General features: G+C 70.6%; 14 protein-coding genes and 3 pseudogenes. 11 read left to right on the forward strand and 6 right to left on the reverse strand.

Going from position 1 to position 14,405, the window contains the following annotated elements:
- Position 1: 1 nt before the first annotated feature.
- The 9 genes from AB0H28_RS16760 to AB0H28_RS16800 all read left to right on the forward strand — a co-directional run bounded on the left by AB0H28_RS16760 (position 2) and on the right by AB0H28_RS16800 (position 9,057).
- A complete protein-coding gene (locus AB0H28_RS16760; RefSeq protein ID WP_358040216.1) occupies positions 2-1,183 on the forward strand; it encodes a hypothetical protein in 1,182 nt (393 codons plus the stop codon).
- A 258-nt stretch (positions 1,184-1,441) separates the two neighbouring features.
- On the forward strand, positions 1,442-2,602 hold the full coding sequence (locus AB0H28_RS16765) for a branched-chain amino acid ABC transporter substrate-binding protein (RefSeq protein ID WP_358040219.1): 1,161 nt from the start codon (positions 1,442-1,444) through the stop codon (positions 2,600-2,602).
- 105 nt (positions 2,603-2,707) lie between these two features.
- Positions 2,708-3,658, forward strand: a complete 951-nt coding sequence (locus tag AB0H28_RS16770) for a branched-chain amino acid ABC transporter permease (RefSeq protein WP_358040222.1) — start codon at positions 2,708-2,710, stop codon at positions 3,656-3,658.
- Positions 3,655-4,794, forward strand: a complete 1,140-nt coding sequence (locus AB0H28_RS16775; RefSeq protein ID WP_358040225.1) for a branched-chain amino acid ABC transporter permease — start codon at positions 3,655-3,657, stop codon at positions 4,792-4,794. Before AB0H28_RS16770 ends, AB0H28_RS16775 begins: the two co-directional genes overlap by 4 nt.
- 55 nt (positions 4,795-4,849) lie before the next feature.
- Positions 4,850-5,632, forward strand: coding sequence for an ABC transporter ATP-binding protein (locus AB0H28_RS16780; protein ID WP_358040293.1), 783 nt, complete (start codon positions 4,850-4,852; stop codon positions 5,630-5,632).
- Entirely contained in the window at positions 5,622-6,332 is a 711-nt protein-coding gene (locus AB0H28_RS16785; RefSeq protein ID WP_358040228.1) for an ABC transporter ATP-binding protein, read from the forward strand. The genes AB0H28_RS16780 and AB0H28_RS16785 overlap by 11 nt, the downstream gene beginning before the upstream one ends.
- A gap of 30 nt (positions 6,333-6,362) precedes the next feature.
- Positions 6,363-7,271: an ABC transporter substrate-binding protein gene (locus AB0H28_RS16790; protein ID WP_358040231.1), complete on the forward strand. Its 909-nt coding sequence runs from the start codon at positions 6,363-6,365 to the stop codon at positions 7,269-7,271.
- A 2-nt stretch (positions 7,272-7,273) separates the two neighbouring features.
- The gene (locus AB0H28_RS16795; protein WP_358040234.1) at positions 7,274-8,254 is read left to right on the forward strand and encodes an amino acid ABC transporter permease; all 981 of its coding nucleotides are present in this window, start codon (positions 7,274-7,276) and stop codon (positions 8,252-8,254) included.
- Positions 8,251-9,057 carry an amino acid ABC transporter ATP-binding protein gene (locus AB0H28_RS16800; RefSeq protein WP_358040236.1) on the forward strand — a complete coding sequence of 269 codons (807 nt, stop codon included), beginning with the start codon at positions 8,251-8,253 and terminating at the stop codon, positions 9,055-9,057. The genes AB0H28_RS16795 and AB0H28_RS16800 overlap by 4 nt, the downstream gene beginning before the upstream one ends.
- Before the next feature lie 39 nt (positions 9,058-9,096).
- On the opposite strand, the gene AB0H28_RS16805 is transcribed toward AB0H28_RS16800, so the two are convergent.
- Positions 9,097-9,321, reverse strand: coding sequence for a hypothetical protein (locus AB0H28_RS16805; protein ID WP_358040239.1), 225 nt, complete (start codon positions 9,319-9,321; stop codon positions 9,097-9,099).
- A gap of 113 nt (positions 9,322-9,434) precedes the next feature.
- Between AB0H28_RS16805 and polA the strand changes: the two genes are divergently transcribed.
- Positions 9,435-12,134 (forward strand): DNA polymerase I, encoded by a 2,700-nt coding sequence (gene polA, locus AB0H28_RS16810; RefSeq protein ID WP_358040242.1) that lies wholly within the window; start codon positions 9,435-9,437, stop codon positions 12,132-12,134.
- Between the two features lie 17 nt (positions 12,135-12,151).
- Here polA and AB0H28_RS16815 read toward each other — a convergent pair.
- From AB0H28_RS16815 to AB0H28_RS16835, 5 genes and pseudogenes are all read right to left on the reverse strand, one after another.
- Positions 12,152-12,412: pseudogene (locus AB0H28_RS16815) on the reverse strand (SDR family NAD(P)-dependent oxidoreductase); the annotation flags it as partial.
- A gap of 52 nt (positions 12,413-12,464) precedes the next feature.
- Positions 12,465-12,809: pseudogene (locus AB0H28_RS16820) on the reverse strand (DUF3140 domain-containing protein); the annotation flags it as partial.
- A complete protein-coding gene (locus tag AB0H28_RS16825; protein WP_358040245.1) occupies positions 12,796-13,014 on the reverse strand; it encodes a DUF2945 domain-containing protein in 219 nt (72 codons plus the stop codon). The pseudogene AB0H28_RS16820 and the gene AB0H28_RS16825, both read right to left, overlap by 14 nt.
- Before the next feature lie 47 nt (positions 13,015-13,061).
- Positions 13,062-13,664 carry a Uma2 family endonuclease gene (locus tag AB0H28_RS16830; protein WP_358040248.1) on the reverse strand — a complete coding sequence of 201 codons (603 nt, stop codon included), beginning with the start codon at positions 13,662-13,664 and terminating at the stop codon, positions 13,062-13,064.
- Positions 13,665-13,720: 56 nt separating this feature from the next.
- Positions 13,721-14,023 (reverse strand): annotated as a pseudogene (locus tag AB0H28_RS16835) (SAM-dependent methyltransferase); the annotation flags it as partial.
- A 25-nt stretch (positions 14,024-14,048) separates the two neighbouring features.
- Here AB0H28_RS16835 and AB0H28_RS16840 point away from each other — a divergent pair.
- Positions 14,049-14,405: recombinase family protein (locus tag AB0H28_RS16840; RefSeq protein ID WP_358040251.1), on the forward strand; the 357-nt coding region annotated here is incomplete at its 3' end.

The raw sequence follows: 14,405 nt of genomic DNA on the forward strand, positions 1-14,405 counted from the left end.
CATGCCTCTTCCGCGCCCGAGGTCGGTGTTCGCCGTGGCCGGTGTCGCGATGCTGCTGGCCGCCTGCCGCTCGGCGCCGGAGCAGCCGGCCACGCCGGCACCGGTGCGCCCGGCCTGGCAGGCGGTCGAGCTGCCGGTGCCGGCCGGCGTCGAGGGGCGCCCGCTGCTGCGCGACGCGACGCGCTGCGCGGACCGTTGGTACGCGGTCGGCGGGCTGGTCGACGGCGCGGGGGAGACCCGACCGGCGGCCTGGACCAGCGCGGACGGGCTGAGCTGGTCGGCGTTGCCGGTGCGTCCGCAGACGTTCTACGGCCGCCAGCACGTGCTCTACGCGGTGGCCTGCCGCGACTCTCGGATGGCGGCGCTCGGGGCGAAAACCGGTGGCGTGCACGGCAATCCGCGTACCGGCTCCTGGGTGTGGCGACCGGGCGGGCCGGTGCGGGAGGTGCCGGCGGCGTTCGAGCTGTTCGGCGGGCCGCGCGCGGTGAGCGCGTCGCGCCTGGCGGCCGGGCCGGGCGGCTGGTTGATCGCCGGGGCGCGCACGGGCGGCGCGGCGGTGTGGACGTCGCCGGACGCCGGCGGGTTCGAGGTGCGCGAGGGCGTGGCGGAGCTGGCCGGTGACGCCCGGGGCCGGACGGCGGCGTACGACGCGGTGGCGCGGGGTTCGGGCTGGTTGGTGGTGGGGTCGTTGCTGCCGGCGGGCGGCACGGCGTTGACGCCGCTGGCCTGGTCGTCGGCGGACGGCCGGTCGTGGCGGCGCGCGGCGTTGCCGGCGGACGGCGGCGGGGCGGCGCAGCGGGTGGTGCTGCGCGACGGCGCGCCGATCGCGGTGGGTCCGGTGCGCGACGGCTTCGCGGTGTGGCGGGCGCCGTCCGGCGGGCCGGACGGGTGGCGGCGGGTCGGTGGGTTCGGTGCGGCCGGGCCGGGGGTGTCGTCGGTGACGGGCCTGGTGGCGGCCGGCGGGCGGCTGGTCGCGGTGACCGGGGACGGCGCGGATCGCCGGGTGTGGATGTCGGGTGACGGCGGCGTGTCGTGGCGGCCGGTGATCGTGCCGACGTCGGTGCCGGCGCGCGGCGACGCGGCGTTGGCGGTGGCCGCCGGCGGTGGCGGGCTGGTTGCGGTCGCGGACGACGGGAAGACCTCCCGTGCCTGGTGGGCGGCGTTGCCGGGCGTCGATGAGTAGCGGGCGGTGGCCGGTTGGCCCGTTACCGATGAAACCTCGGTGGAAGCCTTTCGCCGCCTACGGTTCTTACGGGAAGCGTCGGGAATCCGCCACGGCGTGTAACGGTTCGGTCAACCCCGCTTTCCGGGTCTTACGCCACCGCTGGCTGGTGGGATAACGTCCCGGCCCAGACCGGCGACGACGGTCTGGTTCGTCCGCCCCCGCAAGTGCCAATCAGCAGCGGGTGGTTCGGACCATGGACGGAGGAGGGTTCGGGCCTTGAGGCAGAAGCTCGCACGCGTGATCGGCGGGGTCGCCATGCTGGCGCTCGTCGCCGGTGGTACCGCTTGTTCCAGCGGCAGCGACGATGAGGGTTCCGGGGGCAGCGCCTGCGGGAGCAAGATCGCTTTCTTCGGTGCGCTGACCGGTAGCTCGGCCGCGCTGGGCATCAACGAGAAGAACGGCGCCAAGCTGGCGGTCGACAAGTACAACAAGGAGAACCCGGACTGCAAGGTCGAGCTCGCCGAGCTCGACTCCCAGGGCAGCCCGGACCAGGCGCCCGGCCTGGCCCAGAAGGCGATCGACGACAGCAAGATCCTCGGTGTCGTGGGTCCGGCCTACTCGGGTGAGTCGGAGGCCGCCGGTCCGCTGTTCAACGAGGCCGGTCTGGTCACCATCACCCCCTCCGCGACCAACCCGACCCTCGCGCAGAAGGGTTGGAAGACGTTCTTCCGGGCCGTCGGCAACGACCTGAGCCAGGGCCCGGCCGCCGGTGTCTACATGAAGAACGTGCTCAAGGCCGACCGGGTCTACGTCATCGACGACCAGTCGGCGTACGGCGCCGGTCTGGCCGACGAGGTCAAGAAGGTGCTCGGCCCGGCGGTCGTGGGCAGCGACAAGGTCCAGGGCGAGGGCAAGCAGACCGAGTTCTCCGCGGTGGTCACCAAGGTCAAGGCCGCGAACGTCAAGGCGGTCTTCTACGGCGGCTACTACCAGGAGGCCGGCCTGATCCGTAAGCAGCTCACCGCTGCCGGCGTCACCGCCCCGATGGTCGCCGGTGACGGCGTGAACGACGGCGCCTACATCACCTCCGCCGGCGAGGCGGCTGCCGAGGGCACCATCCTCACCTGCCCCTGCCAGCCGTCCACCGAGGCCCGGGGCTCGTTCGCCGCGGACTTCAAGGCGCTCAACGGCACCGACCCGGGCACCTACAGCGACACCGCCTACGACGCGGCGAACATCCTGCTGGCGGGTATCAAGGCCGGCAAGACCTCCCGCGCCGACCTGCTGGAGTTCGTGAAGGGCTACAGCGGCGAGGGTGTGGCCGCGACCTACAAGTTCGTCGAGGGCGGCGAGCTGGACCCGGCGCAGGTCAAGGTCTGGGCGTTCAAGGTGCAGGGCGGCAAGGTCGTCCCGGACCAGGAGATCCCCAAGTCCTGATCGCGATCGCTGCGACTGGCGATTGAGTTGTGAATCGCGGGTGCGGCCGGGAGCTGGCTCCCGGCCGCACCCCCTTTTTCTCTTCAGCGACGGAGCGTCCCTCCCTTGAACTTCGACGGACTGTTCTCCAACTTCGGGGAACTCACCACGACCGGCCTGACCCAGGGTGCGATCTACGCCCTGGTCGCGCTCGGCTACACGCTCGTCTACGGCGTGCTCAGGCTCATCAACTTCGCCCACTCCGAGGTCTTCATCGCCGGCGCGTTCGCCGCGATCTGGACCTGGAACGGGTTCGGTCTCGACCAGAACTCCCAGGTCAGTGGCGTCGGCTCGATCCTGTTCTATCTGTTGGTGGCGATGATCGTGGCGGCCATCGCCTCGGCCGGCACGGCGACCGTCATCGAGCGGGTGGCGTACCGGCCGCTGCGCAAGCGCAACGCGCCGCCGCTGGCGTTCCTGATCACCGCCATCGGTGCCTCGATCGCCATCTCCGAGGCGTTCGGCGTCTACACCCGACGCCTGCCGGAGGGCGCGCCCATCCTGGTCAGCTCCACGCCACTGTTCCATGTCGCCGGGGTGCCGATCGACGCGGTGCAGCTGCTCACGGTCGGCGCCGCGCTGGTGATGATGGTCGCGCTGGACCAGTTCATCAACCGCAGCCGCACCGGCCGTGGCATCCGGGCGGTCGCCCAGGACGCCAACACGGCGGCCCTGATGGGTGTCAACAAGGACCGGATCATCCTGATGGTCTTCATCGCCGGCGGCACCATGGCCGGCGTCGCCGGCCTGCTCTACGACGTGCGGATCCAGACGCTGACCTACAGCGTCGGCTTCCTGCTCGGCCTCAAGGCGTTCACCGCGGCGGTGCTCGGCGGCATCGGCAACCTGCGGGGCGCGCTGGTCGGCGGGCTGCTGCTGGGCGTCGTGGAGAACTACGCCTCGGGGCTGTTCGGCAGTCAGTGGAAGGACTTCGCCGCGTTCGCGGTGCTTGTCGTGCTGCTGATGTTCCGCCCGACCGGTCTGCTGGGCGAATCACTGGGGAGGGCACGCGCATGACGACCACCATCGACCCGCCGGAGCGGCGGGAGAACGCGGTGGACAAGCTGCGGCAGGGCCGGGAGGCGATTTCGGAGCGCTGGCACCACGCCCCGCGCTGGGTGCGCTGGGTGCTGCTGGCCGCGGTCATCGTGTTCTTCTACGCGCTGCCGAACCGGGAGTTCTACCAGTACCTCGGGCCGATCCCGACGCCCGGGGCGAACTTCACCCAGGTGCTCTTCACCGTCTCGATCTACGTGCTGCTGGCGGTCGGGCTGAACATCGTGGTCGGGTTCGCCGGCCTGCTCGACCTCGGCTACTTCGGCTTCTTCGCGGTCGGCGCGTACACGGTCGCGGTGCTGACGTCGCCGACCAGCGACATCAAGACGCTGTGGCCGTGGCTGCTGGTGGTGCCGATCGCGATCGGCCTGACCATGGTCTCCGGCGTCATGCTGGGCACGCCGACGCTGCGGCTGCGCGGCGACTACCTGGCGCTGGTGACGCTCGGCTTCGCCGAGATGATCCGCATCGCGGCGGTCAGCTCGCCGTTCCTCAAGGGACAGCGTGGCTTCAGCGAGATCCCACACCCGCCCGGCGAGTACGCCGACGGACGGCCGGTCTTCGGCGTGCTCGACGCCCGCCCCTACTACTGGCTGGTGCTCACGCTGATCATCCTGGTGGTGATCGGGGTGCGGAACCTGACCCACAGCCGGGTCGGCCGGGCCTGGATCTCGATCCGGGAGGACGAGGACGCCGCCCAGCTGATGGGCGTGCCCACGTTCAAGTTCAAGCTGTGGGCGTTCGCCTCCGGCGCGGCGATCGCCGGCCTGGCCGGCGCGCTCTTCGCCGGCAAGCAGAACTTCGTCAACTCGCAGAACTTCGAGCTGCTCAACTCGATCATCATCCTGGCCGCGGTCATCTTCGGCGGCTCGGGCAACATCGTCGGCGCGATCGTCGGCGGCGGCCTGGTGGCGTACATGATCGAGCGGTTCCGCGGCATCGAGCTGTTCGGCATCGAGCTGTACGAGTACCGGTTCCTCTTCTTCGGCCTGGTGCTCGTGATCATGATGATCTTCCGGCCGCAGGGCCTCATCCCGAACCGGCGACGGGCGGCGGAGTTCAAGGACCGCCGCAAGGAGGTGATCGTCGGTGAGTGACACCGAGCAGACCCCGGCCGTTCCGGCCCAGGCCGCGGCGCCCGCGGTCGAGACGGTGGACAAGCGCGAGCCGTTGCTGGAGGTCGACCACGTCACGCTGCGCTTCGGCGGCGTGGTGGCTCTCGACGACGTGGACTTCACCCTCTACAAGGGCGAGATCCTCGGGCTGATCGGGCCCAACGGCGCCGGCAAGACCACCTGCTTCAACGCGATGACCGGCATCTACCAGCCCAGCGAGGGGCAGATCCGGTTCCGCGGCGAGAAGATCAGTGGCAAGAAGCGCCACCAGATCACCCGGATGGGCATGGCCCGCACGTTCCAGAACATCCGGCTCTTCCCGGAGATGACCGCGCTGGAGAACGTCCAAGTCGGCGCGGACGCGCACCACAAGACCAGCGTGGTCGCCGCGCTGCTGCGGCTGCCGCGGCACTGGAAGGAGGAGCGCGAGGGACGCGAGAAGGCCGAGCGCCTGCTGGATTTCGTCGGCATCCTGCCCCGGATGCACGAGGCCGCCCGCAACCTGTCCTACGGGGAGCAGCGGCGGCTGGAGATCGCCCGGGCGCTGGCCACCGACCCGGTGCTGCTCTGCCTGGACGAGCCGGCCGCCGGCTTCAACCCGGCGGAGAAGGAGGAACTGCTCCAGCTCATCCGGCAGATCCGCGACACCGGCGTGACGGTGCTGCTGATCGAGCACGACATGCGCCTGGTGATGGGCGTGACCGACCGGATCGTGGTGCTGGAGTTCGGAAAGAAGATCGCCGAAGGGCTGCCCGCCGAGGTGCGGGACAACCCGAAGGTGGTCGCGGCGTACCTGGGGGTGCCGGACGATGCTGCTTGAGATCGAGGACGTGAGCCTGCTCTACGGGCGGATCCAGGCGCTGCACGGCATCAGCCTGACCGTGGACGAGGGCGAGATCGTCGCGCTGATCGGCGCGAACGGCGCCGGCAAGTCCACCACCATGCGGGCGATCTCCGGCATCCGGCCGATCGCCTCCGGCACGATCCGGTTCGCCGGTGAGGACATCTCCAAGCTCCGGGCGGACCTGCGGGTGCGGCGCGGGCTGTGCCAGGCGCCCGAGGGCCGGGGCATCTTCCCCGGCATGACGGTGCTGGAGAACCTGGACATGGGCGCGTACACCCGGCGGGACCGGGCCGGCATCGCGCAGGACCTGGCGCGGGTGCTCGACCTGTTCCCGCGGCTGGCCGAGCGGCGCAAGCAGCACGGCGGCACCCTCTCCGGCGGCGAGCAGCAGATGCTCGCGGTCGGCCGGGCGCTGATGAGCCGGCCGAAGCTGCTGCTGCTCGACGAGCCGTCGATGGGTCTCGCGCCGATGCTGATCCAGCAGATCTTCACCATCATCACGGAGATCAACCAGCAGGGCACCACGGTCCTGCTGGTGGAGCAGAACGCCCAGCAGGCTCTGGCCCGCGCGCACCGGGCGTACGTGCTGGAGACCGGCCGGATCGTCAAGAGCGGCACCGGCGCGGACCTGCTGCACGACCCCTCGGTCAAAGAGGCATACCTCGGCGTGGCCTGACCGACGCCCCCCTCGCGAAGGAGTACCCCAATGGTCCACCCCACCCCCGGCCGGCGGGCGGCGCTTGGCGTCGCCGGCGCGGCAGTCCTCCTGCTCTCCCTCGCCGCCTGCGGCGAGAAGGAGAACTCGGCCGAGCCCGGCGGTGCTACGGTGAGCGCCGCCGCGGACTCGAACCTGGCCGCCAAGGTCCCGGACACGATCAAGGCCGACGGCGTGATCAAGGTCGGCACCGACTCGACGTACGCCCCGGCCGAGTTCCTCGACTCCGACGGCAAGACCGTGGTCGGCTTCGACGTGGAGCTGTTCAACGCGGTGGCGCAGAAGCTCGGGCTGAAGGCCGAGTACGAGTCGGCGCCGTTCGACTCGATCCTGCCGGGCATCGAATCGGGCAAGTACGAGGTCGGCGTCTCCTCGTTCACCATCAACGCCGACCGCCTGAAGACCGTCAACATGGTCAGCTACTACTCGGCCGGCACCCAGTGGGCGACCAAGGCCGGGAACCCCGGCAAGGTCGACCCCGAGAACGCCTGCGGCAAGAAGGTCGCCGTGCAGGTCGGCACCGTGCAGCTCGACGACATCACCGCCCGGTCGAAGAAGTGCACCGACGCGGGCAAGCCGGCGATCACCATCGACCAGTACCAGGCGCAGAGCGACGCCACCGCCGCCGTCGCCAGTGGCAAGGACGACGCCATGCTCGCCGACTCGCCGGTCGGCGCGTACGCGGTCAAGCAGAGCAACGGCCAGCTGGAGGTGCTCGGCGACATCTACGAGTCCGCCCCCTACGGCTACGCGGTGAAGAAGGACCAGCAGGCCTTCGCCGAGGTGCTCAAGGAGGCCGTGCAGGCGGTGATCACCGAGGGCAGCTACAAGTCGGCGCTCGCCAAGTGGGGCGTCGAGGCCGGTGGGATCACGACCTCCGAGCTGAACCCGTCGGCCTGACCATGCCGGTCGACACTGACACACCCGGACGGGCACGGCCGGAACCGATCAAGGCCGTGCCCGTGCGCCACCCCGGGCGCTGGGTCGGCGTGGCGGTGATCGCCGTGCTGACCGCGATGTTCGTGCACATGCTGGTAACGAACTCCGCGTTCCAGTGGTCGTTCATGGTCGACGAGATGTTCCGCCCGCCGATCATCGACGGGCTCCGCGGCACCATCCTGTTGCTGGTGACCTCGATGGTGATCGGCATCGGGCTGGGCATCGTCATCGCGATCATGCGGCTGTCGCCGAACCCGGTGCTGCGCGGCGTCTCCTGGGTCTACACCTGGTTCTTCCGGGCGGTGCCCCGGCTGGTGCTGGCGATCCTCTTCGGCAACCTCGGCATCCTCTGGTCACGCCTGGAGTTCGGCCTGCCCTTCGACCGTCAGATCGGCGCGTTGTTCGGGCTGCACGACTTCGAGGCACGGCTGTTCGGCTTCACCGCGCTGGACATCTTCACCGGCTTCGTCGCCGGCATGTTGGCGCTGGGCCTGTCCGAGGCCGCCTACATGGCGGAGATCGTCCGCGCCGGCATCCAGTCGGTGGACGAGGGCCAGACCGAGGCCGCGCAGGCGCTCGGCCTGAGCCGGGGGCAGATCCTGCGGCGGGTCGTGTTGCCGCAGGCGATGCGTGTGATCATCCCGCCCACCGGCAACGAGACCGTGGCGATGCTGAAGGACACCTCGCTCGTCGCGTTCGTGCCGGTGTCCATGGAGCTGTTCTTCCAGCTCAAGGCGGTCGGCGCGCGCACCTTCCAGCTGTTCCCGATGTATGTCGCGGCCACCCTGTGGTATCTGCTGCTGACCAGCGTGCTGCTGGTCGGGCAGTACTACCTGGAGCGGCACTACTCGAAGGGCGCGGGGCGCGGCCCCCGGGCCCGCCAGCGGCTGCGGGGCTTGGCGGCCGAGAGCGGCGGCACGACGAGCGGGACGGCGGCATCATGACCGAGGCGACAGTTGCTCCCGACGCGTCCGGGACGCAGAAGTCCGACCTGATGGTGCGGGCCGAGCAGGTGCACAAGTCGTTCGGGCCGCTGGAGGTGCTCAAGGGCATCGACCTGGAGGTCCGCGCCGGCGAGGTGTGCTGCCTGCTCGGGCCGTCGGGCTCCGGCAAGTCGACGTTCCTGCGCTGCATCAACCACCTGGAGAAGATCGACGCCGGCCGGATCTGGGTGGACGGCGACCTGATCGGCTACCGGGAGCGCGGTGGGCGGCTGCACGAGATGCGGGACAAGGAGGTGGCCGCGCAGCGCCGGGCGATCGGCATGGTGTTCCAGCGGTTCAACCTGTTCCCGCACATGACGGTGCTGCAGAACGTGACCGAGGCGCCGCTGTTGCTGCGCCAGTCGAAGAAGGCGCAGGCCCGGGAGCACGCCGCGCAGCTGCTGGACCGGGTGGGGCTGGGCGACAAGCTCGGCGCGTACCCCGGTCAGCTCTCCGGTGGCCAGCAGCAGCGGGTGGCGATCGCCCGGGCGCTGGCCATGCAGCCGAAGCTGATGCTCTTCGACGAGCCGACCAGCGCGCTCGACCCGGAGCTGGTGGGCGAGGTGCTGGACACGATGAAGGACCTGGCCCGCGACGGCATGACGATGATCGTGGTGACCCACGAGATCGGCTTCGCCCGCGAGGTCGGCGACCACCTGGTCTTCATGGACGGCGGCGTGGTCGTCGAGCAGGGCGACCCGCGCGAGGTGATCTCCGCGCCGCGGCACGAGCGGACCAAGGCGTTCCTGGCCAAGGTGCTCTGACGGGTCCGGTGCGGCGCGGGCCGCACCGGACCCCTGCGGTCAGTTCACGAAGCCGCGCAGCAGCCAGCCGGGGCTCTGCGACTCACAGACATAGGTCTGGTAGAGGCCGCTGCTGACCCGGGACTGCCCGACCGAGATGCACTTCGACTGGGTCGAGTAGACCCCGCCGCTGACCCATCCGGCGAACGCCGGCCCACTCAGCACGGTCAGCGCGCCGGCCGTGGCGAGCGCCGGTACCAGGATTCGGACACCCCATCGTCGCATCGGATCCTCCTCGTGAGTGCTATCGACGGACCTGCATACCGTAGCCGTCCGGTCGCGATCCGTGGGGGCGGCGGATGCCGGGGGTGTCGGAGCCACGGACTAGAGTCGCTGCCGTGACAGCTACGACGCCGCGCCTGCTCCTCGTCGACGGACACTCCCTGGCATACCGGGCATTCTTCGCCCTGCCGGTGGAAAACTTCTCCACCACCACGGGGCAGCCGACCAACGCCGTCTACGGCTTCACCTCGATGCTGATCAACGTGCTGCGCGACGAGCAGCCGACCCACATCGTGGTCGCGTTCGACGTCTCCCGCCGCTCCTTCCGCACCGAGAAATACTCCGAATACAAGGCCGGCCGCAGCGAGACCCCGACCGACTTCAAGGGTCAGGTGAGCCTGGTCAAGGAGGTCCTCGCGGCGCTGCGGGTGCCGGTGGTGGAGAAGGAGGGCTACGAGGCCGACGACGTCATCGCCACCCTCGCCTGCCAGGCCCGCGACCAGGGCATGGACGTGCTGATCACCACCGGCGACCGGGACGCGTTCCAGCTCGTCGGCGACCGGGTCACCGTGCTCTACCCGCGCAAGGGCGTCTCCGACCTGGCCCGGATGGACCCGGCCGCGGTGGAGGCGAAGTACGGCGTCACCCCCGGCCGCTACCGCGACCTGGCCGCGCTGGTCGGCGAGACCAGCGACAACCTGCCCGGCGTCCCGGGTGTCGGCCCGAAGACCGCGGCCAAGTGGATCAACCTGTACGACGGGGTCGAGGGCGTGGTGGCCCGCGCCGACGAGATCAAGGGCAAGGCCGGCGACAGCCTGCGCGAGCGCCTGGCCGACGTGATCCGCAACTACGAGATCAACTGCCTGGTCACCGACCTGGAGCTGCCGGTGCGCCCCGAGGACGCCCGCTGGCAGGGCTGGGACCGGGAGGCCGTGCACCAGGTCTTCGACACGTTGCAGTTCCGCATCCTGCGCGACCGGCTCTACCAATATCTGGAGGCCGTCGAGCCGGAGGCCGAGGCCGGCTTCGACCTGGCCGGCGAGGTGCTGACCGAGCCGGGCGCGCTCGCCGGCTGGCTGGACACGCACGCCCCGGCCGGCGCGCCGGTCGGCCTGGCCGCCACGCTCGACACCGGCCCCAACCGGCGGCACACCGCGACCGTGGCCGGGATGGCGCTGGCCACCGCCGCCGGCGCCGCCGTCTGGTTCGACCCGAGCCGGCTCGACGCCGGTGACGAGGCCGCGCTGGCCGGCTGGCTGGCCGACGCCGAGCGCCCCAAGGTGCTGCACGACAGCAAACCGGCGGTGTTGGCGTTTGCCGCGCACGGCTGGGAGCTTCGGGGCATCGCCCGCGACACCCAGATCGCCGCCTACCTGGCCCGCCCCGACCAGCGCTCCTACGACCTCACCGACCTGGCCCTGCGTTACCTGCACCGGGAGCTGCGCGTCGACGCCCCGGAGACCGGCCAGCTCACCCTGGACGGGTTCGGTGACGAGAGCGCGGCCGAGCAGAACCTGATGCTCCAGGCCCGGGCCACGCTCGACCTGGCCGACGCGATCGACGCCGAGCTGTCCCGCGACGGCGAGCAGTCGGCCCGGCTGATGGCCGAGGTGGAGCTGCCGTTGATGCGGGTGCTCGCCGCCATGGAGCGCACCGGCATCGCCGCCGACACCGACTACCTGTCCGAGTTGGAGGCGCACTTCGCCGCCGAGGTGAAGGCCGCCGCGCAGAGCGCCTACGCGGTGGTCGGCCGGGAGTTCAACCTGGGCTCACCGAAGCAGTTGCAGGAGATCCTCTTCACCGAGCTGGCCCTACCCAAGACCAAGCGGATCAAGACCGGCTACACCACCGACGCCGACGCCCTGCAGTGGCTCTTCGCGCAGACCGAGCACCCGCTGCTGCACCACCTGCTGCGCCACCGCGACGTGGCGAAGCTCAAGTCGACGGTCGACGGGCTGCTCAAGTCGGTCTCCGATGACGGCCGGATCCACACCACGTTCAACCAGACGGTCGCCGCGACCGGGCGGCTCTCCTCCACCGAGCCCAACCTGCAGAACATCCCGATCCGCACCGAGGAGGGGCGGCGGATCCGGCGCGCGTTCGTCGTCGGCGAGGGCTACGAATGCCTGCTCACCGCCGACTACAGCCAGATCGAGATGCGGATCATGGCGCACCTGTCCGCCGACGAGGCGCTGGTCGAGGCGTTCCACTCCGGGCACGACTTCCACGCCGCGACCGCCTCCTCGGTCTTCACCGTCGAGGTCGACCAGGTCACCGCCGACCAACGCCGCAAGATCAAGGCGATGAACTACGGCCTGGCCTACGGGTTGAGCGCGTTCGGCCTGTCCCAGCAGCTCGGCATCTCCGCCGAGGAGGCGCGCGGGCTGATGGAGAACTACTTCGCCGGGTTCGGCGGGGTCCGCGACTACCTGCACGAGGTGGTGGCCCGGGCCCGCCAGGACGGCTACACCTCCACCATCCTGGGTCGCCGCCGCTACCTGCCCGACCTGGTCAGCGACAACCGGCAGCGCCGGGAGATGGCCGAGCGGATGGCGCTCAACGCCCCGATCCAGGGTTCGGCGGCCGACATCATCAAGGTCGCCATGCTGCGCGTCGACGCGGCGCTGCGCGAGGCGGGGCTGCGGTCCCGGATGCTGCTGCAGGTGCACGACGAACTGGTCTTCGAGGTCGCACCGGGGGAGCGGGAGGTGCTGGAGGCCCTGGTGCGCCGGGAGATGGGGGCGGCCCATCCGCTGTCGGTGCCGATGGAGGTGTCGGTGGGCGAGGGCCGCGACTGGAACAGCGCCGACCACTGACCGCCCGCCGCCAACTCCACCGCCCAACTGCGGGTCAACGAGTCGAGCGCGGCCTTGCCGGTCGCGTACACCGCACTGCCCGGCCAGGCGCGCAGGCCGACGGACGTGGTGACGTTGACGATCACGCCGCGGTTCTCGGCGAGCGCCGCCACGGCGGCGTGCGCCAGGCGGACCGCGACGACCGCGTCCCCGCCGTCGGCGAAGGCGTGCGCGGTGGCCCGGCCGATGCCGGTGCCCGCGCCGGTGACCACGACCACGCGCGACGTTCTGCGTTCCATGCCGGCATCCTGCGACCCTGCCGCCAACGGCAGGGTCAACGGCCGGCGCTCAGCCCTTGAGCGGGTCGTGGCCCCAGTTCATCAGCGACCAGCGCCACCTCGTGTCGCGGACGTCGCCGGACGGGCGCTGCGCGAGGTGGCGATGCACGTAGCCGATGACCTTGCGCATGTGCTTGTAGTCGGTGGCGGTGAGCTGGTCGCGCTTGCGGCGCAGCAGGTCGACGATCCGGCGGCCGGAGTCGTGCCCGACCGACTCGCCGCCCTTCGTGCCCGGTTTGTGCCAGCCGACGTGCTTGGACTCGTCGGTCTCCAGCCAGCGGGTCAGCTCGGCCGGCTTCATGTTCACCGCCTCGGTGAACTCCCGGTACGTCTGCTGCGGGTCCTCACCGCGGTTCATCGCGCAGCACCTCCGGTCGGTGGGCGACATCGCGACCCGAGTCGTCGTTGGTGATCCGGTACTGCGGCTGCTCGGGCGAGGCGTTCACCGGATGCCCGCGCACGTGGGTGCGCTCGGTCAGCTTCTCCTTGACCACGCCGTGCGCCCGGCCGCTGTGGCTGGCCCAGGAGACGTGGTCGCCGGCGCGGAACTCCTTCTCGGCCATGCCGCCTGGTTACCCGGCGTCGCGGCCGAGTAACGGCGGCCGGGAGGTCAGGGTCGGATCTCGGCGATCGGCAGCTTGAGGGTGAACGGCTCGGTCAGCTCGACCACCTCGCTGCCGTCGGCCGCCAGTTCGTACTGGCGCTCGCCGCCGGGGCCGATCCGGTCACCGAGGCGGTAGGCGTAGAGGTGCACCGGGTCCTGCTCGATCCGCCAGTAGAACGGGATGCCGGCGGCGGCGTACTCACCCGGCTTGGCGAACCGGTCGACCCGTCGGGTGCCGGGGGAGACGATCTCGACGGCCAGCACCACGTCCGCCGGTCGCAGCCGGGACCGGTCGTTCGGCAGGCCGGCGTGGTGGAGCAGCACGTCCGGCTGCCGGCTGGTGTTCGGGCTCAGCCCGACGCCGACCGCCAGGGACGGCTGGAGATGCGTCGGTGCGTGGGATCGAAGCCAGAGCCACAGCAGACTGGCGATGGTCTGGTGGCCCAGGGTGGGGGAGGGTGTCACCTGGACGACTCCGTCGACGAGTTCGACGCGGGGGGCGTCGTCCGGCAGGGCGAGCAGGTCGTCCAGCGTGTAGTCCGCACGCTGCTGCCGCATCGGGTCCGGACACCAGGGGCCAGGTGATGTCGGGACGGGCTCGGCGCTCATGCGGCGAGCGTACCGCCGGGGAACCGCGCCGGTGCCGCACCGGGCGTGCGACGCGCTCAGCCGGCCGGCTTCTCCGTCACGAAGATCGCGGTGCCGGGGAAGAGCCGGCCACGCAGCGGGCTCCACTGGCCCCAGATCCCCTCGTGCCCGGCCGGCCACTCCGGCTCCACCAGGTCCAGCAGGCGGAACCCGGCGCCGGCCAGTTCCCGGATCCGGTCGCCCAGGGTGCGGTGCTGCTCGACGTACGTCGCCACGCCGTGCGCGTCCTGCTCGACGTACGGGGACCTGTCGAAGTAGGAGTGCACGGCGGTCAGCTCGCCGTCGCCCGGATCGTCGAGGAAGATCCAGCGCATCGGGTGGGCATGATCTTGCTAGTATTGATGCATGACGTTGCTGAGCAGCCAGGACCGGCGAGCGGCGATCTGCCTCCGCCTCTCCGACGACCCGCACAAGGGCACCAGCCGCGAGGGTGAGGGCATCGCCCGGCAGGGCGAGGACTGCGATGACCACGCGGAGTACAACCGGTGGCCGGTAGTGCATCGGCTTGTTGACAACGACAAGTCCGCGATGCGGCGGCGGCCCGGCTTCGAGAAGCTGTTGAAGCTCATTGCCGCTGGTGAGATCAACGTGGTTATCGCGTGGTCGAGTGTTCCGCCCCGGGTTAGATGGAGACATCGAAACCTGGAGGAACACCAGCGATGCCCGCACCGAAGAAGTACCCCGACGAGCTGCGTGAGCGTG

Origin of the sequence: Micromonospora sp. NPDC050980 (assembly GCF_040653835.1) — a bacterium.
Lineage (GTDB): Bacteria > Actinomycetota > Actinomycetes > Mycobacteriales > Micromonosporaceae > Micromonospora.

Bases quoted from the DNA above. Each gene is read 5' to 3' on its own strand.
- AB0H28_RS16760 (WP_358040216.1), top strand. From the start codon at position 2: ATGCCTCTTCCGCGCCCGAGGTCGGTGTTCGCCGTGGCCGGTGTCGCG.
- AB0H28_RS16775 (WP_358040225.1), top strand. From the start codon at position 3,655: ATGACGACCACCATCGACCCGCCGGAGCGGCGGGAGAACGCGGTGGAC.
- AB0H28_RS16785 (WP_358040228.1), top strand. From the start codon at position 5,622: ATGCTGCTTGAGATCGAGGACGTGAGCCTGCTCTACGGGCGGATCCAG.
- AB0H28_RS16790 (WP_358040231.1), top strand. From the start codon at position 6,363: ATGGTCCACCCCACCCCCGGCCGGCGGGCGGCGCTTGGCGTCGCCGGC.
- AB0H28_RS16795 (WP_358040234.1), top strand. From the start codon at position 7,274: ATGCCGGTCGACACTGACACACCCGGACGGGCACGGCCGGAACCGATC.
- AB0H28_RS16800 (WP_358040236.1), top strand. From the start codon at position 8,251: ATGACCGAGGCGACAGTTGCTCCCGACGCGTCCGGGACGCAGAAGTCC.
- AB0H28_RS16805 (WP_358040239.1), bottom strand. From the start codon at position 9,321: ATGCGACGATGGGGTGTCCGAATCCTGGTACCGGCGCTCGCCACGGCC.
- AB0H28_RS16825 (WP_358040245.1), bottom strand. From the start codon at position 13,014: ATGGCCGAGAAGGAGTTCCGCGCCGGCGACCACGTCTCCTGGGCCAGC.
- AB0H28_RS16830 (WP_358040248.1), bottom strand. From the start codon at position 13,664: ATGAGCGCCGAGCCCGTCCCGACATCACCTGGCCCCTGGTGTCCGGAC.